Origin of the sequence: Paraburkholderia megapolitana, from assembly GCF_007556815.1 — a bacterium.
Lineage (GTDB): Bacteria > Pseudomonadota > Gammaproteobacteria > Burkholderiales > Burkholderiaceae > Paraburkholderia > Paraburkholderia megapolitana.
Genome location: NZ_CP041745.1, coordinates 3,001,795 through 3,024,368 on the forward strand (window position 1 = coordinate 3,001,795; position 22,574 = coordinate 3,024,368).

The window sequence follows — 22,574 nt, forward strand, 5'->3', positions numbered from 1 at the left end:
TCGCTCCGTGTCTCAACGCGCGAGACCGGAGCGATCTGTTCATTACACAACTACGCGACTACACAACTACGCCACAAGCTCAAAGGCCTAGAACTTGTAGGTTGCACCGATCTGTACATAACGGCCGATATACGTGTACAACGACTGGTCGTAACCGGTTTGATCGGTGGTGCTGAGCCACAACGGATCGTACGGCGGCGCCCGGTTGAAGATGTTATTGATACCGCCGTAGATCGTCCAGTGTTTGAAGCCGTTGTAGGCGACGTTCAGGTTGAACTCGCTATACGACGCGGTGGAATAGTTCAGACCCAGTGCGTTCGAGTACGGCCCCGTGTATTGCCATTGCAGATCCGCCGTGAACTGATGGTACGCCCAGGACAGATCCGTATTGCCCTTCCAGCGCGGGAACGAACCGCCAAACGGCTGCGAGAGCGTCAGGTCATTACCCGCACCGTCGACCGTTGAAGACAGACCGCCAATCCCATTCATCTTGAAGTGCCACACATACGTCCAGTCAGCCGACAGCTTGAACGTACCTACCTTGGTAGGCAGCGACTGTGAGAACGTCGTTTCGAAGCCGTCCGTATCGAACGAACCGAGGTTCTCGTATGTGTTCAGCATGTACGCGATCGAACCATCCGGGTTGAGAACCGTACCTGCCGGATCGATCGTGGTGCCGATCGCTTTGTCGACGTGAATCTTGTACCAGTCGAAGCCGACGTCGGTCGTACGCGTCGGCGACAGTTCGAAGCCGATGTTGTAGTTCTTCGTTTTTTCCGGTTGCAGCGCCGGGTTGCCTCGGGTCACGACGGTTTCGTTCTGACCGTTCGGGCCGACTGGCTGGATGCCGAGGTTCGACGAATTCGTGTTCTCGAGGAATTCCGGTGCGCGGAAGCCTCGGTTATACGATGCGTACGTGGTCAACTGCTGAATCGGCTGGAACCGCAGAGCAAAACGTGGTGAGAACGCACCGCCAAAGTCGCTGTAATGGTCGTATCGACCCGCCTGACTAAACGTCAGCATCTTGTTGATCAGCGGAATATCGATCTGGTAGTAAGCCGCGGCGATGTTGCGTTCACCGTCGACCGTCTGGAGATTAGGATTGAGAATTCCGCCATTCATCGTGGCGCCGTCTTCTTCGATCAGTTCGCTTTCATGCAGGAACTGCGCACCCAAACCCAGGCCGACATCGCCCGTCGGTATGTGGAACAGGGACGGCGTCGACAGGGTTGCGTCGAACGCATCGAGCTTCGAAATACCGAGGTTGCTCGACTGCGTGAGTGCACCGTTCAGACCGTTCGGCGTCGCGGACGGATTCCCAAAGTTATACGTGCCGTTTTGCAGCACCGCCGTCAAGCCGGTCGGGTTGAACACACCGTTGGTCGTATTGCTGACGGTACTTTGCGAATGGGTGTACCCGGTGTTCCAGTCCCAGTCATCTCCGTACAGCGAGAAGGTGCCCTTCACGCCCGTGCCCGCACGCCAGAAGTTCGAATTCGTCTTGACGTTGATCGTAGTCGGAACAGAACCGAAGAACTCCTGCGGAACGCCGGTCGTGTTGTACGGATTGTTTGCCGGCACCAGCGACGTATACGGGCTGACCGTTTTGGTAACCGGGTTGTACTGGAGAAAGTTGCCGATTGCCGCGTTGAAATCGCTCGTGGTCGTCGTGTTGTAGCTTTCCCACAAGTCGGCGTACGCGGTCGTCTGGTCGTTGATCTTGAAGTCGGCGTGGACCTTGGCGTTATAGCGTTCGGTCATCGGTTGAATCGATGTGTCTTCGGCCGTATTCTTCAGGCAGACATTGCCTGAGCTGACCGAGGCTCTCTGACTCGCGATGATGCTGCTCGTGTACGGCGCAAGCGTGCCGCCGGCGCAACCGAACGGTACCGACGCAGCACCCGTCGTCGGGTTAAGGAAATACGTCGGGTACTGGATACTGCCGCCAAACGGCTTGTTGCTGAAATCTTCGTTCTTTGTCGTGTCGCGATCGGCCAGCGTAAAGCCGTTTGACTTGTAATAGCTGGCCGTTGCCGTGACGTTGAAACCGTCCGACGCCAGGTTGCCGAAGCCGCCCAGAATGCCGAACTTGGTCGTACCCGCACCGCCTTGCGTTGCACCGCCATAGCCGCCGTCGAGCTGCAGGCCCTGGAAGTTGTGCTTGGTGATGATGTTGACGACACCGCCGATAGCGTCCGAGCCGTACTGCGACACCGCACCGGTCTTCACGACTTCGATGCGATCGACGATGTTTAGCGGGAGCGTATTCAGGTCGAAGAACTGGTCGGTGCCGTTGACAGCAAATGCGAACGGCGCAACACGCTGACCGTCGACGAGCACCAGCGTGTACTTTTCACTGAGTCCGCGCAGTGCGATACCGGCACCGCCCGCGGCAAAGCTATCGTCGTTGGCTTCACCCCAGCTATTTGCCGAGTTGGCCGAAATGGAGCGCACATAGTCGGACACACTCTGCGCACCCGAATCCTGGATCTGCTTCGGGGAAATGACCTGAACCTGCTGGAACCCGGTCTTGTCAGCCTGTCGAATCAGCGAGCCGGTCACTTCGAACGTCTTCAACTGCTGGACTTTGCCCGTGGGCGTCGCAGTGCTCGTCGCAGCGCTCGTAGTAGTGTCCGCCGGTGTCGCTGTCCCGGACGAGGCAGCCGATGCGGCCGGTGCAGCCGCCGCGGGCGCAATCGCAGTGCCTGTCGGCACAGCCGGCTGACTCTGCGCAAACACAGGCCCGGCTACTGCAGCCGACAACGCCAGCTCAGCCCAGATTATTCGTTTAACGGCTAACGCCAATGCACGCTGTTTCATTTTTCCCCTCTTGCTTGTCAGTAGGGCCACGCCTATATATGTGAGGAGAGCTCTCGTGGATCTCTCCCATCGATTGACTACGGTCTCGCACTGCACCCATCTACAGCATCTTGCTTACCCGCCAGGCACTACATACCTAAACGCCACCAGAGCGACACTGCTTGCATCCGCAGCGCGACCGCTGGAATTTCATGGTTCTTATTGTTGTTCTGGTCGGAGCATGTCGCGACGACGCCAGTCGCTATCGGCGCGCAGACTCGAGTTATCGTCGGATCAAAAAAAGATCGCTCCGGTACCGCAGACCAAAGACTACGAAACCGGAACGATCGACCCTAAACCTGCCACGACGCCTTAGAACTTGTAAGTAGCGCCAACCTGTGCAAAGCGCCCGATGTACGTGTACAGCGACTGGTCGTAACCGTTTTGATCGAGCGTCGAGTTAGCAAACAGTGGATCGTACGGAGGCGTGCGATTGAAGATGTTGTTGATGCCGCCGTAGATCGTCCAGTGCTTGAAGCCGGTATAGGACATGGTCAGATTGAACTGGCTGTACGAGCCAACGCGGCTTGGCAATGCCGGATCCGGCTGCGCGTTCTGCGCATACGGTCCTGTGAATTGCCACGTCAATGCCGTATCGAACTTGCGATATTCCCAGTCCAGTGTCGTGTTGCCTCTGAAGCGCGGGAAGCTGCCGCCGAACGGTTGCGTGATCGTGTAGTTGTTGCCGGCGCCGTTGATCGGACCCGAAGGCAAACCGAGCTTGAACTGGTTGACGTACGCCCAGTCGCCCGACAGCGTGAACGTACCGACCTGCGTCGGCAGCGCCTGACGGAACGTGGCGTCGAAACCGTTGGTGTCGAGGTAGCCGAGGTTCTCATACGGGAACACCTCGTAGAGAATCTGACCGTTGGCCGGATTCGTGACGATCTGCTGCGGCGTAAGCGCCTCGCCGATCACGTGGTCGACGCGGATCTTGTACCACTCGAGACCGAGGTCGGTTGTACGGGTCGGCGAGATCTGGAAGCCGAGGTTGATGTTGCGCGTGCGCTCAGGCTGAAGGTCCGGGTTGCCCGACGTAATCGTCGTGACCGGACCGTTCGCAAGCTCCTGAATACCCAACGACCGCGACGTGGCGTTCTCGACGAACGTCGGTGCGCGGAAACCGCGGTTGTACGAAGCGAACATCGTCAGCGCCTGAACCGGCTGATAACGCAAGGCAAAGCGCGGCGAGAACGCACCGCCGAAATCGCTGTAATGGTCATAACGTCCGGACTGGCTGAACGTCAGGTTGTGGATGATCGGAATGTCGATCTGGTAGTACACGGCCGCGACATTGCGATTACCTTGTACATTTTCCAGATCCGGATTGGCGATCTCGCCGGTCAGATATTCGGCGCCCTGACCGAGGAATTCGCTTTCGTGCAGGAACTGTGCGCCGAAACCGAGGCCGACATCGCCTGCCGGCAGATGGAACAGGTTCGGCGTGGAAATCGTTGCGTCGACGGTATCGAGCTTCGAGATCCCGATGTTGTTCGCCGTCGTGTACAAACCGTTCAAGCCGTTAGGCGTCGAGGACGGATTAGCGAAGTTGTAGATGCCGTTCTGAAAGACGTTGCTCAGTACGTTCGCATTCAGGACGTTCGAGTAGGTATTGGACACCTCGCTCTGCGAGTGGCTGTACGACGTCGCCCAGTCCCAGTCGCCATACGGCGCGGTGAACGAACCCTTTACGCCGGTAGAAAACCGGAAGTAGTTGGCGTCCGTTTTCTCGGTCGCGGTGTTCGGGAAGGCATAGGTGAGTGCCGTCGGAACACCGTACGGGTTGTACTGGTTGCTTGCCGGCACCGTATTGTTGAACGGAGTGAGTGCGCCACCCGGCCCGAGCAACAGCGTCGGCGTCTGCGGGCTACCGGTGACGTTGTTCCAGAGGCCGTCGTTAGTCGTGGTCTGGTTGTGGCTTACCCAGATATCGGCGAATGCCGTCGTGGTGTCGTCGATCTTGAAGTCACCATGAACCTTCAAGCTTAGACGCTGCGCTTCAGGAACGATCGACGTGCTATTCGCCGTGTTGTATCCGCAGACCGTCCCGCCCTTCGTGCTCGAACCGAGGAAGTTGCTCCCTGCCGGTTGCACGGATCCACCGAACGGGCAATTGCTCAATGCCTGTGCGTTGCCATTAGGCAGGTTCCAGTACGACGGCGCGAGCAGCGAAAAGCCGCCCGGTTGATTCGTGAAGTCCTGGTTCTTCGTCGAGTCGCGATCGGCCAGAGTCGACCCCGCGTCCTGGTACACGCTACCGGCAACCGTGATGTTGTAGCGATCCGCATTCAGGTCGCCGAAGCCACCCAGCACGCTGAACTTCGTCGTGCCGTTGCCGCCGCCGCTAGCAGCCGTGCCGCCATAGTTGGCGTCGAGTTGCAGGCCCTGGTAGTTATGCTTCGTGATGATGTTGACGACGCCCGCAATAGCATCCGAACCGTATTGCGACACCGCGCCGGTCTTGACGATTTCGATCCGGTCGATGACGTTGAGCGGCAACGTGTTCAGGTCGAAGAAGTTATCCGTGCTGTTCGAAAAGAACGCAAACGGCGCGACCCGTTGACCGTCTACCAGCACCAGCGTGTATTTCTCGCTGAGACCGCGCAGTGCCATACCGGAGGCGCCGGCGGCGAAGTTGCCGGACTGGCCTTCGCTCCAGCTATTAGCCGAGTTGGCGGCCGTATCGCGCAGGAAGTCCGCGACTGTCGAGGCACCGCTCTTTTGAATGTCTTTAGCCGTGACCGTTTGAACCGCCTGGAATCCCGTCTTGTCCGCCTGACGGATCAGCGAGCCGGTCACTTCGAAAGTCTTGAGCTGTTGAACCTTACCGCCACCCGCCGCGGTACTTGTTGTACCGGCTGCCGCTGGTGTGGTCGTCGCGGCGCTTGCGGCCGGAGCCGTCGTCACGCCGGAGGCTGCAGCGGGCGCTGCCGCTGCGGGAGCAGCCGTGCTTTCCGTTGGCGTTGCGGTAGCCGGCTGGCTCTGCGCAAACACCGGTACAGCAACAGCCGCCGATAAGGCCAGTTCGGCCCAGATTATTCTTTTGATGGCCAACGCCAATGCACGCTGTTTCATTTTCCCTTCTCGCTTGTCAGTAGGGCCACGTCAGTATGTGAGGGGAGGCCCATGGCCCCACCACTTGATTGGCGGCGATCGTGCGCCGCGCTTCATTGAAGTTGTCCCACGTACCTGCCGCTTGCCACACCCCTGTGTGCGGAGAGATAAACAGGACACTTCAGTTTTTTAAAATCGCACTACTAAGTTATTACAAAATACCGATTAATTTCTTTCTAATGCATTTCTATATTACTTAAATGCCAGCTAGCATAAGTCCTTTATCCACGACTTTTCGTAGTGGAAATCGTCACAACATTAAGGAATGCTTTCATGATGGCGTGATACAACAACAACTGGTTCTGCGCACTTTGGCTAGAACTAGAACAATCCCGGTGTCCCTACCCACACGAGCACGGCCTCTTCGCCGGCAGTATTCGACCACGCGTGCGGCACCGTCGACTCAAAGTGCGCGGTATCCCCTGCTTCAAGTACGAACGTCGTATGTTCAAGCGTGAGCGATATCTGGCCGCTCATCACATACAAAAACTCTTCTCCTGCCCGCGTCGTCACTTCCGACGACGTTTCTCCGACCGGCATCCTGACCAGAATGACTTCCAGCTGGCTGCCGACCGATAAATTCGTCAGCCGTCCAAACAGGTTACCGGTGCCGGCGAATCCAAACAGCTTTAGTTCTTTGCCCCGACGCACCGATCTCGCTTCGGTCGGTGTGTCGATGAAGTACTGCACCGTAACGCCCAGCGCGTCGGCAATGCCGACCAGCGAGGAAATAGACGGTGTTGCGTGACCGCGTTCTATCTGCGACAGAAACGATTTCGAAATGCCCGCTGCCGTAGCTGTTTCATCCAGCGTCCACTTAAGTCTCTGACGGAGTGCACGGATCTTTTCGCCTAATGCTGTCGTAACTTGTGTCTTGTTATCGAATGGCAAAACCATAGCAAGTCAGAATCCCGTAGTCAAAATTTGTTTGGCATAGCAAAGTAAATTCCATCGAGCGTAATGTCCCGGTCAGACCCTACGAGAGATGCTTTGCACTCGTCTCTGGCAGAAACCGGATGCCCCGGCTGCTGGAGAGACTCACGGGAAATCTGAAGTCGTCTTCCTCCACTCAATAAGCGGGTTGGTCCGCGTATGCACGGACCAACAGACCGCCGCTCTTATTTCGATGCGACCAGTATCCACAAACGCGCAAGATCAGCCGAACCGTCGTCGCCCTTGACCGCACGAAACGCCTGGATCGCCTTGGCCTTCTGGCCCGCGATGTAATACGCCACGCCCAGATGCAGTTGCGCCTGATCCGGGTGATCGAGACCACCCTTCGCAATCGCCGCTTCCATTGCGGCCAGACCCTGTGCTGCCTTTCCTGCGAATACGAGGTTAAAGCCCGCATCGATCGGATCGACCGGGTTGGCTGGATCGGCCGGTGCCGCCGCGCGCTTCGCGGCCAGTGCCTGCAGGCGCTTCTCGCGATCCGCACCGGCGTCGTGGCCGAGCACGCCGGAAGTAAAGCCCTGGTCGATGACCTGTTTAGCCTCTGCCGTTGTGCCCGCAACGATCGACAGTTGCGTCATCTCCATGTAGTCGTCGGGTGTCGTCAGCGCATTGGTCGCGCGGCGCAGCCGGTACGTATCGATGTCCAGCGCCGACGCATAGTGCGACTTGCTGCGGATCGCGTGGAACAGATCGTCCCAGTACGACTGCTTCGGGTAATACGCCACCAGCTTTTCGAGCGCGCCGCGATAGGACGTGTCGTCCTTGACGCGCTGCGCGCAGGTCGCGAGCAACTGGAGCTGCGATTCGTCGGGCGCGCGGCCCGCACGCGCCGTCGCGTCGATACCCGGCCGAACCAGATTGACGACACTCGTGCAATCGTTCGACAGGTAATAGGACTGCACGAGCAGAACCCGCATATCGGGGTCCGTGCCGCCCGCCTTCTGATATCGCTGCGCAACCCTGATTGCCTGCGCGTAGTTCTTTTGCTGGAAGTAGATTCCGGCGAGCGCCGCTTCGGTGCGCTGCTCGTCAGCGCCCTTTAACTGGCCCGAGCTCAGCAGCGACTCATAGGCCTGCGCGGCCGTGGCGTTATCGCCCGCTGCCGCCGCTGCGGCACCGCGCATTTCCTGGACCATGTAGGTTTCGTAGGCCGTCTTGCCCGGCACTGCCGCAGCCTGATCGATCTTCGTCAGCGCATCCCTGTACTTGTGCGCACGGTAGAGATCCTGCGCGGCGTTCAGCGGCTTAGCCACGTCGGGGCGCAGTGTATCTGCCGCAACCGACTGTGCGGGCTGCATGGCAAACGCACACAGCCCTCCGAAAGCAGCCGCGACGATCGCGCGTCCGAACCGTTGGTGGATCACTCGCATTCCTGCTTCCTTATTGCATGTACTGCTCATTGCCGATCAGGCCGATTTTCGTCGCACCCAGACGCTGTGCCGAAGCCATCACCGCAGCAACATCCTTGTAGGGCACCAGCTTGTTCGGGCGCAGATGGATTTCTGCCTGGACCGGTTCAGCGGCTACTTGCGACAGCTTCGCTTCGAGTGCGGCGCGGTCCGGTACCAGCACACCGTTCCACGTCGTCGTGCCGTCGAAGTCGATATCGATCTGCACCACTTCCGGCTGTACGAGCGGCGGCGGCGGATTGCCGATCGGCAGATTCATCTTGATCGAGTGCATCTGGATCGGAATCGTGATGATCAGCATGATCAGCAGCACCAGCATCACGTCGATCAGCGGCGTGGTGTTGATATCGACCATCACTTCCGGTTCAGCGTTGCGGCCGCCCGAAGATACGTTCATTCCCATACCGACTCCTGTCGACCGGACCTGGCGTTTTCTTTAGCGCCCGGTCCGATCCCATGCAAAGCTAGCCACCGCGCGCGGGCGGCTCCGTGATAAATGAAACCTTCGCGATGCCGGCACGCTCGCAGGCAGTGATCACGCGACCGATAAACTCGTAGCGCGTGTTCTGATCGCCGCGCACGTGAATTTCCGGTTGCGGCAGCTGCTCGGAGACACTCTTCAGGTCGGCCAGCAAGGTCGGCGCATCGACCAGCTTTTCGTTCCAGAAGAAATCGCCGTCGCGGTTCACCGCTACCGTGATGCTCTTGGGCGCGGTCTGCAGCGGCTGGATCGTCTCCTTCGGCAATTGCAGCGGTATGTTGTGTGTCACCACCGGAATCGTGATCAGGAAGATGATCAGCAGCACCAGCATCACATCGACGAGCGGCGTGGTGTTGATATTGGAGATGACTTCGTCGTCATCCCCTTCCTGCCCAACGCTCATTGCCATAGCCGACTCCTGCTTATTGGGCCAGCGATGCCTGGCGAGCCTCAGCACGCGTCGAACGCATGCTGCCGGCGAGCAGGACGGTATGCAGCTGCGCGCCGAAGTTGCGCACACGCTCCATCACCGACTTGTTACGACGAACCAGGAAGTTGTAGCCGAGCACCGCGGGAACTGCCACGGCCAGACCGATTGCGGTCATGATCAGCGCTTCACCCACCGGGCCTGCAACCTTATCGATCGATGCCTGGCCGGCGATACCGATGGCCGTCAGCGCGTGATAGATACCCCACACCGTACCGAACAGACCGACGAACGGTGCCGTCGAGCCGACCGTACCGAGGAAGGCCAGGCCGTCTTGCAGACGGTTCGATACGTTGGTGATAGCGCGCTCGACCGAGGTGTCGATCCAGGTGTTGCGATCGACGGCTTCGAGCAGGGCCTCGTCGTGGTGTTCACCAGCTTCGATCGCGGTTTCGGCGATGAAGCGGAACGGCGATGCTTCGTCCAGCAGCTTCGCGCCTTCGACGAGCGACGGTGCGGTCCACAGCTGTTCGTCGGCGCTCTTCGCACGACGGTTAGCGCGGAACTGTTCGAAGAACTTCGTGATCATGATGTACCAGCTGCCCATCGACATGATCACCAGCAGGATCAGCACGAAGCGTGCGACGAAGTCGCCGTTCTTCCAGAGTGCGCCGAGACCGTACGGGTTGCTGACGGTTTCCGACGTGGCGGGCTCAGGCGGCGGTGCCGGCTGGTCGGCGGACGGCGCAGCGGTCTGTGCCGTAGCCGTTTGCGACGCAGTTGCGTCAGCCGGTGCAGCCGTAGCTGCCGGGGCCGCCGATGCGGCGGCTGTTGCATCGCTTGCCTGCGCATACGCAAGCTGCGGCGCGACAAAAGTACCCGCCGTGGTCACGGCCATCAACATGCTTGCGGCCAGTGCGGCCAGAGTTCGCTTCTTCATACCTGCTCCAGTTCATGCGTTGAACCTGTAAACCCGGATTAAAAACATCGCTACCGGTACCGTGCGTACAGCCAGTGCGCTCAATTCAAGGTGAATGAGAACGGAACCTGTACTCGGACAGGCTGGCCTTGCGAAATACAACTGAACCGCTTGACCGCGTTGAATGCCGCACGATCCAGTGATGAATCTTCAGACGACTTCGCGACGCGTTCATTCGTAATGTGGCCCTGCGGATCGACTACGAATTCAATCAGCACATCACCCGTGGTGTTGTTTTCCATTGCTTCCTTCGGGTACGGGATCGAACCACGTATCTGATCGGAGTTCGGGCACACCACACCGACTTCCGTACTCGGCGCCTTCGTCGGCGTCGGCGCAACGGGTGCCGCCACGGCAGGCGCGGATACAACGGGCGCTGACTGATGGGTAATGGTCGCCTGCGGCGGCGCCTGCACCGGCACTTCCGGCGGCGGCACAAACGGCGGCGGCGGCGGCGCGAACTTCGGCGGCGGCAATTGCACTGTGGGAATAGGCGGCGGAGGCGGTGGCTTCACCGGCTCGATGATTTTCGTTTCGATGGGATGCTGGATGACCTGCACCACCTTGGTGGCGAGACCGTTGAGCAATGCGTAGATCAGTACAATGTGCAGCAGAATTACGACGCCGATGCCGCCAAAACGGCGCACGGGGGTTTGTTGCTTGCGCCCAAACTCTCGCGGACGCCCCGGTCGTTCAATCCGGGCTGTGACTGCAGGAAGTTGCCCTTCGACTTTCATACTTGCCTTTGCTCCTCCAGCGTGAACCATTCATTTCGGCGCCGCAGTGGGTTGTCTGCTGCAGATCATGTTCGCCAGGTTCTTCGGTAAAAAACGCCGGCGGCTTGATCTGGAGTCCGAAATTGACGTTGTACTACCTGAACCAGTTGAATCCCGACTGCCTCATCCAATGCACTGCGCATGGGCACGCGATACGCAGCCGGCGCATTGCAGGCTGGAAATCGCGATTTCACATTCCGATCCGTATAAACACTAATAGACCGCACTGCTTATATGTCGCGCCGGTTTCGCGTCCGCTATAGCAACAAACTCATGCACGGAAACTTCGCGTTATCGGCCAATCGGCGTTAACATCTGTGCTGCCTTTCATGGGAGGCGAAGATAGCAGGTCAAAAAATCAAAGGTCAAACTTTTTTTGATGGGAGCAAAAGAAGTTTGCCGGGAATACACTTTGCGACATCTGTGAAAAGGCTGTTATATATTTGAAAGGTTATGCCCCGCAGGTTTTCCGGTGCTGTTCCGAACCTTCTTTCCCCTACCCACCTGGCCCTGACCGACGTGCTGTACACGCACGATCGACGCAGCAGCCAACCCGCAGTACTCGACGAAGCCCGACCCTCCCCCGTCCGCATGCGGATTTCCCGCAAGACCGTTGGCAAGTCACAGGGCTGCAAATCACATCGCGACCTCGTAGTAACCCTGGGTACAGCGACACGCTGACCAGGTTAACTACGGAAAGAAGGCAAAACTTCAACTTTCCTCAGGCCGGGTTTTGCACGCTTCGAATGAACACTCTAAATCGTCTTTTTCACAACATTACAATTAACAATCTTCAAATTACGTTTATACGACTTCAATAGAAGTAATTTGGAAGGTGCTTCGCGCAACGTCGTTTAACCCGTTGAAAGGAAATGTAATTACACGCGGGCTATCGCGATTCGCATTGCACTGCAGCACATGCGTAGCGCGCCGCACGTCCGGTTTCCTGTGGTGCTTCCTCCCTGACGTGTCTATATCCGGCCGCAGCCGAATCTGAAAACCGCGAACTCAAAGATCGAAATATCGTTCACGCAGCCAGACCGTGAAAATCACAATGAAAATCGTCGCTGCCGGTAAGTCAACTCCATGTTGCGGCCGGGCTACATTCATACGAATTCATCCCAGGTCTTAATTTGTCGGAAATATCATCGCGACTGTTCATGCGCGGGATACCGCTCGCGCAGCGAATTTCACGCCATTGCGGACGCCATACCTTCGCGCACCGTCGGCCCAAGTAACCAAAGGGGATTTCATGAAGAAGACCACCGCGGCGCTCGGCGCCGCTCTGCTTGCACTCTCTGCCCAGTCCGCTTTCGCACAGAGCTCAGTCACGCTGTACGGCCTTGTCGATACCAGCGTGCGCTACCTGACCAACGCCAATGCCGGTAACGACAGCCAGATCGCCATGGGCGAAGGCGTCGAAACGCCGAGTCGTTTCGGCTTAAAGGGCAGCGAAGATCTCGGTGGCGGTACGTCGGCGATCTTCAAGCTCGAGAACCAGTTCCAGCTCTGGTCCGGCAAGTTCGACAACAGCAACAACACGCTTTTCCAGCGCAATGCTTATGTTGGTCTGTCGAACAACCAGTACGGCGCGCTGACCCTCGGTCGTCAGCAGACGCCGTTCTTCGACATGATGGGCAACACCTTCGACCCGTTGACGGTCGGCGATTACTGGCAGGACAGCTGGGTCTATAACCCGGTCGGCCCGTTCCTGTTCACGAACAGCTCGGTGAAGTACAACGGCACGTTTGGTGGCCTGCACGTGGAAGGTATGTACGGCTTTGGCGGCGTACCGGGCAGCACGGGCCAGAACAGCATGTATGGCTTTGCCGCGTCGTATGCGCTTGGGCCGCTCGAGGCCGTCGCCGGCTTCCAGCAGAACGACGTCTCCGGCAAGAAGTTCAACATCGCGAACGTGGGTGCGGTCTATTCGTTCACACCGACGCTCAAGGTGCTGGCAGGCTGGCTGCATTCGCAGGACAACACCGGTCTCGCCGACGTCGATATGCAGCAGTCCGGCGCACCGACTCTCGCGCACGTGAGTCCGAACCGTATCGACGACAGCTTCTACGTCGGTTCGACGTGGCAGGTGACGGCACCGCTGGCGCTTACGGTGGCCGGCTACTACGATCACGCACGCAACGCGGCGCAGCTCGACGGATCGCTTGGCAACGGTATCAACTATTCGGCTACGGTGCTTGCCGAGTACTCGTTGTCGAAGCGCACTGAGGTGTATGGCACGGTCGACTTCACCCGTGGTAACGGTGCGTTCCTTGCGGACTACCCTGGCCGCAATAACCAGACTGGCGTCGCTATTGGTTTGCGCAATATCTTCTGATCGGGTTCTGTTGCGACGAGAAGCAAATGTCGGAATCTTTTGAACAGTGACGACATAGCAACGGAATAGAACTACGCGGCGGTCTTCGGACCGCCGTTTTTTTTGCAGCCCGGCGATCGACCTCTCTCGCACATCAATCGCAGATATCGGAGAACACTGCTACGTACGCGGCCCGATACTCGAAACCACTCGCTGTGGCGCCAGAATCGGGCAGCTTGTGGTGCACCCTCTCCTCCGCGACTCGGCAGGCGCATGCCGAACACTGCGTCTCATCGACCTGTTCACCACCATGCGCATCCATCGATTCACTTCACGAGTTTGCAGTGGATTTAGATATGGCTGCGATAGCGCCTCGCTATAAGCAGCCATACGCAAACGTAACGCTCCAGCCATTGCGTAGTCTTACCCCGTACTGCCGGGAGAGTCTTACTAACTCTTGTGAATCGTCCATGTCGATTGTTTCCGGGACAGACATCGCGAAACAAGCCGAGTCTAATGGTCGCCAATGTCAAATGACTCTCTGGAATGAGCTCACGAAATCCACGACCAACACACCCGACTCCACGAAACCTACTTTGTGCCACACCGTGAGCAGTACCAGGTTTGCAAGCCGACCTTGCTGCGAACCTCGATAGCGATCGTATCTTGTTTAAGAAAATAACGGAATGAATCTGTAGAACTCCTTCATTAATCGCGTTTCCTCCCGAATATTTCAGGGCTGCGGACGCAACCATCGTGCACGCAACCATTTCCTGACAGAAATATTCATGAATCCGCTCTCATCAGCCTTGCAGTCGCACGCCGTCCAGCGGCCGGACCAATATGCCTTCCGTTTTCTCGGTGACGGAGAGAACGAGACGGATGCGTTGACGTGGAGCACGCTCCACCATGGCGAAATGCAACTGGCCTGGCACCTGCAACAGATATGCGCTGTCGATGACAGGGTCGTACTGATGCTGCCGCAGGGTCCCAATTTCGTACTGGCGATGGCAGCCTGCCTGCGCTCAGGCGTGATCGTCGTGCCGACCAACTCGCCTCGCCCGGGAGGGCGTGGTTGGGACACCGTACAGAACATCATTGCGGACTGTGCGCCGCGGCTGATACTCGCAAACGCCAGCCAGACCGACGCTATCGAAAGAGCACTCCGCGCGGAAGGCAGGCACTCGAGCGTCGCAGTCCTCGCCATCGAGACGCTGCTATCGAGCCACGAGCAGGCCGATCCGCGCGGCGGCGCAACGCTGGCGTTACTGCAGTACACATCGGGTTCGACAGGCAATCCTAAAGGCGTAATGGTTGGCGTCGACAATCTTGCGGATAACCTCGAAACGATCCGGCTGCGCTTCGATTGTTCCGAGCATGCCCAGGGCATCATCTGGTTACCGCCCTACCATGACATGGGCCTGCTCGGTGGCGTTCTGCAGCCTTTTCACAGCGGCGTTCCTGTCGTCATCCTGCCGCCCGTTGCAGTGATCCAGCAACCGAAGCGCTGGCTGCGCGCGATCTCGAAGTACCGCGGCACGATCTCGGGCGGCCCCAACTTTATCTACGAGCAATGCGCGGAGCGCATCGGAGAAGCAGATTCGGAAAGCCTCGATCTGTCGAGCTGGAAGAACGCATTCTGCGGCGCCGAACCGGTCCGGGCCGAAATTCTTGAACGTTTCGCCGAACGCTTTTCCACCTGCGGTTTTGCACGCCGTGCGCTCTATCCGTGCTATGGCCTGGCCGAGAGCACGCTGTTCGTCGCCGGTACGCGCGCGAGCGGGGACGGCATGCTGGTCAATCACTTCGACTCGCAGGATCTCGGTGTCGACAAGGCGGTCAGCTGTGAGAAGTCAGAACACACGATCGCACTGGTCGGACACGGTGTTCCCGCCGACAACCAGGAAGTCGTGATCTGCGATCCAGTGAGCCGCAGACAACTCACTGCGGGTGAAATAGGCGAGATCTGGATCAAAGGCCCGTCGGTTGCGCGCGGCTACTGGAATAACCCGGTAGCTACTGAAACGACCTTCCAGGCCCGCACTGCATCCGGTGCCGGTCCGTACATGCGCACCGGCGACCTCGGTTTCTACCTCGATGAAACGCTCTACCTCAGCGCCAGGCTAAAGGATCTGCTGATCATTCGCGGCCGGAATCATTATCCGCAGGATATCGAGGACACGTCTTGCGCGAGCGACGAAGCACTGCTGTCCGGTGGCACGGCAGCGGTATCCGATGGCGATGCGCTGATCGTCCTGCAAGAAGTCCGCCGCGAATTTATCGCGAAGGTGGATGTCGATACGGTGCTGCGCAAAATTCGACTCGACATCGCGAAGCGTCACGACATTGGTGTCGAGAAGATCGTGCTCGTTAAGCCCGGTACGCTGCTGCGAACCTCGAGCGGAAAAATCCGGCGTGCGGCCATTCTCGATGCGTATCGCGCCGGCAACCTGCCCGCAATCCATGAATGGCAAGCGCTACGAGACGACACCGCGGACGATCTGCCGGAAGTCGTGACGCTGCCGCAGGACGGCGTCGACGAATGGGTCAGGCGCTGGATCGAAAAGAAAGCCGGCGATACGCTGGCCGCCACATCGGCCGAGGTCCGGCTCGACGAGCTGGGACTCGATTCCCTGCAGCAGGCGACGCTCGTTGCCGACCTTTCCACGCTGATCGGCGCACCGGTGCCGGTGGACATGTTCGCGCGTCATACGCAGCTGCAGGGCTTTCTCGACGAAGCGAACGCCGTGTATCGCTTTGCGGCAGGCTACAAGTCCCTCGACCCCAGCATGCGCGAGCGTCTGTATCAGCAGCTGGGCGAAACCCGGCCTGCGCTGCAATTCGAGGACGTGGCCACGATCCCCGCCGAGTACTACGACATCGATCGTCTGTCGGGCATCGCGGACATCGATGCCCGCAGCCGGCAGCTCGAGAGTATCGGCTCGCCGTTCTTCACGACGCATGAAGGTATCAACGGCGCGCAGATGACGATGGGAGAGAAGGCTTACCTCAACTTCTCGAACCACAACTATCTCGGGCTGTCGGGACATCCGGATGTCGTCAGCGCTGCCAAGGCTGCGGTGGATCAGTACGGCACCAGCGTCTCGGCGGCTCGCATCGTTGCCGGCCAGCGCACGGTACACGTCGAGCTCGAGCGGCAGATCGCGGCCCTGACCGGGCATGAAGACGCCCTGACCTTTGTCAGTAGCAACTTCTGCAATGTGACGGTTGTCGGGCACCTGATGGAACAGGACGATCTGATCCTCTACGACGAATACAGCCATGACAGCCTGCTGCAAGGCGCGAAGCTCTCGGGCGCGGCAATGCGCGCGTTCCCGCACAACGACTGGAACGACGTCGACCAGTTCCTGTCCGCAGCACGCGGCAAATACCGCAAGGTAATGATCTTCATCGAAGGTGCATACAGCATGGATGGCGACATCCCGGAGCTCGCGCGTTTCATCGAGGTCAAACTGCGCCACAAGGCCCTGCTGATGGTCGACGAATGCCTGTCGATCGGCGTGGTAGGCAAGACAGGCCGTGGCATCTGCGAGTATGCCGGCGTCGATCCGACGCTGATCGATATCACGATGGGCGGCATCAGCAAGAGCTTCGCGAGTTGCGGAGGATATATCGCCGGCAGCCGCTCGTTCATCAACTATCTGCGCTACACGACCCCTGGCTTCGTCTACACGACCGGCATGCCGCCCGCCAACGCGGCCGCGGCCCGCGCAGCGATCGCGACGGCGTTGAACGAGCCGTGGCGCGTGGAGGAAGTGCAGCAGCTGGCGCGGCACTTCCTCGACAAGGCGCGCTCGCTTGGGCTGGACACCGGCCCAAGTAAGGACACGCCTGTGATCCCGGTGGTGATCGGCGATCAATCCCGCTGTGTCAACGTCTATCACAAGCTGCTGCAACACCACATCAACGTGCAGCCGATCCTGTATCCCGCTGTCCCGGAGAACAAGTCGAGGCTGCGCTTCTTCGTCAACTACGGCCATACCCGGCAGGACATCGACAAGGCGCTCGAACTGGTCAAGGAATTCATGTGACACGCGACCACTTCCCTCTTCACGGTACGACGCCGGGTGTTACGCACGACGCGTTGGCCGCGACACCACCAAAGGAACGCGGTCGGTATCGCCGGGCGTGTCTGTTCCTCGGGCATAACGCCGCTGCCATGGTGTGGAACGATGCGAACGATCTGTTCGCCATCGAAGACGAAAAAGAAAGTCGCGCGAAGGGCGGCGAGTACGTGCCGCTGCATATGCTGCTGCAACTCAGTCGCTACGACCTCGATGAGGTCGACGTGATCAACTTCCTCGGCGATGTCGACTATAGCGAGGTGATCAGAGCGCTATGCGGCGGCGATCGCGCGAGATTCGAGGATTTCCGCTCGCGTACCCGCCTGCACGAACTAAAGGTGAATCATCACGCCACCCATGCGATTAATGGCGTTCTCGAGGCGTGGGTGCATGAACGACAAGCCGCTGCGCCACAGGGACGCGCCTACCATGTGCTGATCACCGACGGTACCGGTGACGACTACGAGGCGACCTCTGTCTATACCGCCTTCGTCGATCCGCTAGCGCCGCTCGGGCAGTCGATTGCGTCGCTGCAGCGTGTCCGGCGCATTCCGGCCAGCGATCTGTCGTGCGGGCTGCTGTTTGCCCGCCTCGTATGCAACGCGGACACTGGCTTCGCGCCACTCAAGGACGAATACAAGTCGCTCGGCTACGAAACTGCCATCGACAAGGTGCTCGACCACAACGCTCGCTCCCGGCTCGATCGCATTGTCGATAAGGTCGTAGCCAGTTTTTTCGATGACCGGCCGAGAGGCTTGAAGCGGGCACTGCGGGAAGATATCGCGAGCTTCCTGCCCGGGCTGCACGGCATCGAACCGCCTCAAACGCCTCCCGGACAATTCGAGCGCAAGCCCGTGCTCCTCCATTGGGACGCGGACAAGCCGACGCGTTCGATACTCGACATCCGCCACCGCCCCACTCTGGCGTTGCGCGGCAGCGCCGAAGAAACCCAGCACCTGGGGCACGGCCTGTCCGTCAGGACCATGCAGGACATGGCTACCCGGCATGTTCCGATGCCCGCCTGCGTGCGCAGACATCTCGCCTCGTGCGACCGGTTTCAGATCAGGGTGCTGGCGTCCTATGTCGCCAATCGTTTCATCGAGCACTATGCCGCGACTCTGCTGAAGCGGGAACACGTCGAAAACCTGATCGTTGGCGGCGGTGTCCATTTCAACGTCAAGCTCAACAACGTCATTCTGAACAGTATCGGCGGCAAGCTATGCTGCGCTCCGCTCGCAGGCGATGTGGTTCATGCGGCGACCGGCGCGGTATTGCTCGACCCTTCTCTCGCCACACGTAGCACGGACCTGCTCCTGCTCAAGCGTGATCTCGCTGCGGCCTATCGCGGCGATTTCCCGGAGAACGTCGTCCACCTCGACGATCCCGAGGCTTTCCTTGAAATCGCGGCGCGGCAGATTGCGGAGGGACAGCTGGTCAATATCGTCAAGGACTGGGGTGAGCTGGGCCCGCGTGCGCTGCTGGCGAACTCGACACTGTGCCTGCCGACCGAGGCGCTGAAGAACCGCGTCAACCTGCTCAACGGACGCGACGACTATATGCCGATGGCACCGGTGCTACGTCAGGAAAGCCTCCGTACGTTGTTCGTCAACCCGGAGGTGGACCGGATCGTGGGATCGCTGCACGGCATGATCGTCGCGCTCACCTACCGGGACGATGTGCCGCGCGACCGGTACGCAGGCGTGATGCACTTCATGAACGACGGGCGCGTCACCGGACGACCGATGGTGGCGACGAATGCAATCGACCGCGAATTGCTCCGACGTGTCGAAGTACTTTCCGGCCACCAGACGCTGATCAACACTTCCTTCAACGTGCACGGCAAATCCACCGTACAACGGCTGCGGCACGCCTACGCCGACTTCGACTATCAATGCCGCAACGCAGACGCGCTAGCCCTGCCGCGACCGCTACTGATTGTATGCACGGCGACCCCGCGCATCTTGCGCGAGACGTCAACGGCAATTCATGCCGAGGCGGACCTATGAGCGCGAAGCCTATCCAGACGGTGAAGGGATGGCCGGTGCTCGGTTCCATCATGCACTACAAGCGCGACGCGCTTTCGCTGTTTCTCAATGCCGCGCGCGACCTCGGCGATGTTAGCGCGATCATGATGGGCCCCACCCGGGTCGTGCTGGTGAACAGTCCGCAGCACGTGGCCGAAATCCTGCAGGATCGGACCGACGCGTTCGGTAGAAGCCCGAGCTATCGGGAACTCGAATTGTTGCTTGGCGCCGGCATGCTGACGACCGAAGGCGCGCAATGGAAAGCACAACGCGCACAGGCACAGCCTGCCTTCCAGAAGAAGCAGCTAACCTCGATGATCCCGACCATTCGCGAGAAGATCGATCAGGTCGTCGGCGAGTGGATGCCCGCGGGTCAGACCGGGCTTCGTCGACGCGATCTGTTTGCGGACATGCTCGATATGTCGATGCGCATCACGCTGCGTACGCTGTTCGGACAGGTACATGAACTGGCCCACCGCAAGATGATCACCGCACTCGAAGACGGGTCGCGCTACGTGATCCAGCGTCTGGAGGGCATCGTCAATCTGCCGCCGCACTGGCCGACGCCTTCGGCAAAAGAGTTCTGGAAGAACCGGGCTGTCCTCGACGCGTCGGTGCTCGACATCATTCGCCAGTACCAGCGTGGTACGCAGCCGCCCAACCTGCTCGGCATGGTGCTGGAGGGAGACGGTCCTCAGGATGAGGAAAACATCAAGAACCAGTTGCTGACCCTGTTCATCACCTCCTACGAAACAGTGGCAACGGGCATGACGTGGGTGTTCCATTTTCTATCGCAACATCCGCGCTGGTATCAGGCGGTCGTCGAAGAACTCGAACGGTACGACGAGTTGGGCTACGACGATATCTTCAGCCTGACGACCACCAACGCCGTCATCCACGAAAGCCTGCGTCTGATGCCACCCATCTGGTCCTTCTCGCGCACGGCGAAGCGCGACGTGACGATCGACGGTTATCCGATCGCTGCGGGAACGATGGTTGTGGTCTCACCATATTGCCTGCAACGCCACCCGTCGCACTGGGACGATCCCGACACGTTCAATCCGGCTCGCTGGACTGCGGGGTCCTCTACGTCGAAGCGTGTGTCGGCCTTCCTGCCGTTCGGCACCGGACCACGCATCTGCGTAGGAATGAACTACGCCATGATGCTGTTACCGCTGATCCTGAAGGGCGCCTGTCGGCGCGGCACGTTCTCGCTCGACTCCGCACATCCGGTCAGGATCAAGGCAGGCGTGACGATCCGCCCGGTGGGCGGCCTGATGGGACACTGGACATCGCACGAGCGGCTGCTCGAACAGAAAGGTATCGCGACATGAAACTTGCCGGGAAGAACGTCTGGGTGATCGGCGCATCGATGGGCATCGGCAACGCAGTCGCTGAAGCCTTGCAAAAGAAAGGGGCAAACCTGTTGCTGTCGAGTCGCAGCACGGGCCTGCTCACGGCACTGGCTACGCGGCTCAATCTGCCGCAGGACCGGGTGCTGCCGTTCGACATCACGGATACCGGAGCGGTCGCGCAAACCGTTCGCAAAGCCATCGACATCATGGGTGGTATCGATGCCGTCGTGTTCACCGCCGGCGTCAGCCAGCGATCGATGGTCGCGCAGACCAGAATCGGCGTGTATCGCGACCTGATCAATCTCAACTTCCTGTCGATTGCCGACGTCACGCTGGCGCTGTTGCCGCATATGCTGGCGAGGCGCAGCGGGCACATCGTCGTGCTCTCGAGTCTTGCTGGAAAGTTCGGTAGCGGCAATCGCTCGGGCTATTGCGCGTCGAAGCACGCACTACACGGTTTCTTCGACTCGCTACGCGCGGAACACCGGAAAGACAACATCGATGTCACCCTGGTATGCCCAGGCTATATCCGCACGGAGATCACGTTGCGTTCGCTGACCGGCGACGGCAGTCCGCACAACAAGGTCGACGAAGAACTGCTCAAGGGCATGCCCGTCGATCGATGCGCGGAGCAGATCGTAAAGGCTATCGAGCAGCGACGACGAGAGATCTATCCCGGCGGAAGCGAAACACTGGGTGTGTACCTGAACCGTTTCGTTCCCGGTTTCTTTGCCTGGCTCGTCAGCCGGCTAACGACGTAGCGTGAAAGCGCGCGTTCGTTACTCACGTTAATCGGGACATTCATCTATGCCGGTTTCACCCAGCGTCGGGAAATTCCTCAACCACCAGCGGGAGGCGAGCACGGTGAACATGACCGAGCTCGAACCGCCGGCCGCACGTGACTACTTCGACTTCTTCGCGTTGCACTGCGATATCGCACCGCGTCCGCTTCACACAGTCGAGGATGTGCTTATCGATACGCGTGACGGTGCGCAGATCGCCGCGCGCATCTACTATCCCTGCGAACCGAACTGGGCGGATCCGGTCCCTGCGCTGTTGTACTTTCACGCGGGCGGTTATGTGGTCGGTAGCCTGAAGTCAGCCGAGGGCGTGTGCCGGATGCTGGCCGCCGAGGCGCGCTGTGCCGTGGTATCGGTCGATTACCGGCTCGCACCCGAGTACCGGTTTCCCTGTGCGGTCAATGATGCAATCGATGCCTTGTGCTGGTTATTTAACAAAGCCCCATCGCTCGCTATCGACACACGCAGACTCGCGATCGGTGGCGAAAGCGCCGGCGCCACGCTCGCGACCGTCGGCGCCGTCTATGCCCGCGATGCACACATCCCGCTTGCGTTGCAGATGCTGATCTACCCAGGGCTATCGGCACGCATCGATACCGATGCTCATCGCCAGTATGGCGAGGGATATTTCGTGTCGCTGCGCACGATTCGCTGGATCCAGCGAACCTATCTGGAAAACGCCGACGATCTCGACGACTGGCGTTTCGCGCCGCTCGACGGCGAACGCAACGCGCCATCCAGCTGGAGCGGTCTTGCGCCCGCATGGATCGCATCGGCCGAATGCGACCCGTCACAAGACATGCATCTGGCGTATGCCGGCAAGTTGCGAAGCCACGGAAACCGCGTCGACATTCATCTCTATCCAGGGATGATTCATGGTTTCTTTTCTATGGGCAGCGTGATTCCCGAGGCGGCAATTGCTCATCAGGACGCTGTCGACATTTTACGTGCAGCGCTTGGAACCACGGAACTGGAATGACTTCGCGGGCGTGGC

General features: G+C 59.3%; 14 protein-coding genes. 6 read left to right on the top strand and 8 right to left on the bottom strand.

The features are described from left to right. Positions 1-87: 87 nt before the first annotated feature. From FNZ07_RS26635 to FNZ07_RS26670, 8 genes are all read right to left on the bottom strand, one after another. The gene (locus FNZ07_RS26635; RefSeq protein WP_091020205.1) at positions 88-2,820 is read right to left on the bottom strand and encodes a TonB-dependent receptor; all 2,733 of its coding nucleotides are present in this window, start codon (positions 2,818-2,820) and stop codon (positions 88-90) included. A gap of 351 nt (positions 2,821-3,171) precedes the next feature. Continuing rightward, positions 3,172-5,934 carry a TonB-dependent receptor plug domain-containing protein gene (locus tag FNZ07_RS26640; protein WP_091020203.1) on the bottom strand — a complete coding sequence of 921 codons (2,763 nt, stop codon included), beginning with the start codon at positions 5,932-5,934 and terminating at the stop codon, positions 3,172-3,174. A 360-nt stretch (positions 5,935-6,294) separates the two neighbouring features. After that, entirely contained in the window at positions 6,295-6,870 is a 576-nt protein-coding gene (locus FNZ07_RS26645) for a helix-turn-helix domain-containing protein (protein ID WP_091020201.1), read from the bottom strand. A gap of 221 nt (positions 6,871-7,091) precedes the next feature. Continuing rightward, a complete protein-coding gene (locus FNZ07_RS26650; protein ID WP_091020199.1) occupies positions 7,092-8,297 on the bottom strand; it encodes a tetratricopeptide repeat protein in 1,206 nt (401 codons plus the stop codon). A gap of 10 nt (positions 8,298-8,307) precedes the next feature. Beyond that, entirely contained in the window at positions 8,308-8,739 is a 432-nt protein-coding gene (locus tag FNZ07_RS26655) for an ExbD/TolR family protein (RefSeq protein ID WP_091020197.1), read from the bottom strand. Positions 8,740-8,800: 61 nt separating this feature from the next. Continuing rightward, positions 8,801-9,226 carry an ExbD/TolR family protein gene (locus tag FNZ07_RS26660; RefSeq protein WP_091020194.1) on the bottom strand — a complete coding sequence of 142 codons (426 nt, stop codon included), beginning with the start codon at positions 9,224-9,226 and terminating at the stop codon, positions 8,801-8,803. Between the two features lie 13 nt (positions 9,227-9,239). Continuing rightward, positions 9,240-10,184: a MotA/TolQ/ExbB proton channel family protein gene (locus FNZ07_RS26665; RefSeq protein WP_091020192.1), complete on the bottom strand. Its 945-nt coding sequence runs from the start codon at positions 10,182-10,184 to the stop codon at positions 9,240-9,242. Positions 10,185-10,264: 80 nt separating this feature from the next. Further along, positions 10,265-10,960: an energy transducer TonB gene (locus tag FNZ07_RS26670; RefSeq protein ID WP_091020190.1), complete on the bottom strand. Its 696-nt coding sequence runs from the start codon at positions 10,958-10,960 to the stop codon at positions 10,265-10,267. 1,291 nt (positions 10,961-12,251) lie between these two features. Here FNZ07_RS26670 and FNZ07_RS26675 point away from each other — a divergent pair. The 6 genes from FNZ07_RS26675 to FNZ07_RS26700 all read left to right on the top strand — a co-directional run bounded on the left by FNZ07_RS26675 (position 12,252) and on the right by FNZ07_RS26700 (position 22,559). Continuing rightward, a complete protein-coding gene (locus FNZ07_RS26675; protein ID WP_091020188.1) occupies positions 12,252-13,337 on the top strand; it encodes a porin in 1,086 nt (361 codons plus the stop codon). 767 nt (positions 13,338-14,104) lie between these two features. Next, positions 14,105-17,368 carry an aminotransferase class I/II-fold pyridoxal phosphate-dependent enzyme gene (locus FNZ07_RS26680; RefSeq protein WP_091020186.1) on the top strand — a complete coding sequence of 1,088 codons (3,264 nt, stop codon included), beginning with the start codon at positions 14,105-14,107 and terminating at the stop codon, positions 17,366-17,368. A 215-nt stretch (positions 17,369-17,583) separates the two neighbouring features. Beyond that, complete coding sequence (locus tag FNZ07_RS26685) at positions 17,584-19,407, top strand: carbamoyltransferase C-terminal domain-containing protein (RefSeq protein WP_170275840.1); 1,824 nt, start codon at positions 17,584-17,586, stop codon at positions 19,405-19,407. Further along, positions 19,404-20,759, top strand: a complete 1,356-nt coding sequence (locus FNZ07_RS26690; RefSeq protein ID WP_170275841.1) for a cytochrome P450 — start codon at positions 19,404-19,406, stop codon at positions 20,757-20,759. The genes FNZ07_RS26685 and FNZ07_RS26690 overlap by 4 nt, the downstream gene beginning before the upstream one ends. Continuing rightward, a complete protein-coding gene (locus FNZ07_RS26695) occupies positions 20,756-21,541 on the top strand; it encodes an SDR family oxidoreductase (RefSeq protein WP_091020179.1) in 786 nt (261 codons plus the stop codon). Before FNZ07_RS26690 ends, FNZ07_RS26695 begins: the two co-directional genes overlap by 4 nt. 46 nt (positions 21,542-21,587) lie before the next feature. Then, a complete protein-coding gene (locus tag FNZ07_RS26700) occupies positions 21,588-22,559 on the top strand; it encodes an alpha/beta hydrolase (RefSeq protein ID WP_091020177.1) in 972 nt (323 codons plus the stop codon). The last annotated feature ends 15 nt before the right edge of the window (positions 22,560-22,574 follow it).

What these genes read in the sequence shown, in the direction of transcription:
- FNZ07_RS26635 (WP_091020205.1), bottom strand. Translation starts at nt 2,820, where the DNA reads ATGAAACAGCGTGCATTGGCGTTAGCCGTTAAACGAATAATCTGGGCT.
- FNZ07_RS26640 (WP_091020203.1), bottom strand. Translation starts at nt 5,934, where the DNA reads ATGAAACAGCGTGCATTGGCGTTGGCCATCAAAAGAATAATCTGGGCC.
- FNZ07_RS26645 (WP_091020201.1), bottom strand. Translation starts at nt 6,870, where the DNA reads ATGGTTTTGCCATTCGATAACAAGACACAAGTTACGACAGCATTAGGC.
- FNZ07_RS26650 (WP_091020199.1), bottom strand. Translation starts at nt 8,297, where the DNA reads ATGCGAGTGATCCACCAACGGTTCGGACGCGCGATCGTCGCGGCTGCT.
- FNZ07_RS26655 (WP_091020197.1), bottom strand. Translation starts at nt 8,739, where the DNA reads ATGGGAATGAACGTATCTTCGGGCGGCCGCAACGCTGAACCGGAAGTG.
- FNZ07_RS26660 (WP_091020194.1), bottom strand. Translation starts at nt 9,226, where the DNA reads ATGGCAATGAGCGTTGGGCAGGAAGGGGATGACGACGAAGTCATCTCC.
- FNZ07_RS26665 (WP_091020192.1), bottom strand. Translation starts at nt 10,184, where the DNA reads ATGAAGAAGCGAACTCTGGCCGCACTGGCCGCAAGCATGTTGATGGCC.
- FNZ07_RS26670 (WP_091020190.1), bottom strand. Translation starts at nt 10,960, where the DNA reads ATGAAAGTCGAAGGGCAACTTCCTGCAGTCACAGCCCGGATTGAACGA.
- FNZ07_RS26675 (WP_091020188.1), top strand. Translation starts at nt 12,252, where the DNA reads ATGAAGAAGACCACCGCGGCGCTCGGCGCCGCTCTGCTTGCACTCTCT.
- FNZ07_RS26680 (WP_091020186.1), top strand. Translation starts at nt 14,105, where the DNA reads ATGAATCCGCTCTCATCAGCCTTGCAGTCGCACGCCGTCCAGCGGCCG.
- FNZ07_RS26685 (WP_170275840.1), top strand. Translation starts at nt 17,584, where the DNA reads ATGCTGCTGCAACTCAGTCGCTACGACCTCGATGAGGTCGACGTGATC.
- FNZ07_RS26690 (WP_170275841.1), top strand. Translation starts at nt 19,404, where the DNA reads ATGAGCGCGAAGCCTATCCAGACGGTGAAGGGATGGCCGGTGCTCGGT.
- FNZ07_RS26695 (WP_091020179.1), top strand. Translation starts at nt 20,756, where the DNA reads ATGAAACTTGCCGGGAAGAACGTCTGGGTGATCGGCGCATCGATGGGC.
- FNZ07_RS26700 (WP_091020177.1), top strand. Translation starts at nt 21,588, where the DNA reads ATGCCGGTTTCACCCAGCGTCGGGAAATTCCTCAACCACCAGCGGGAG.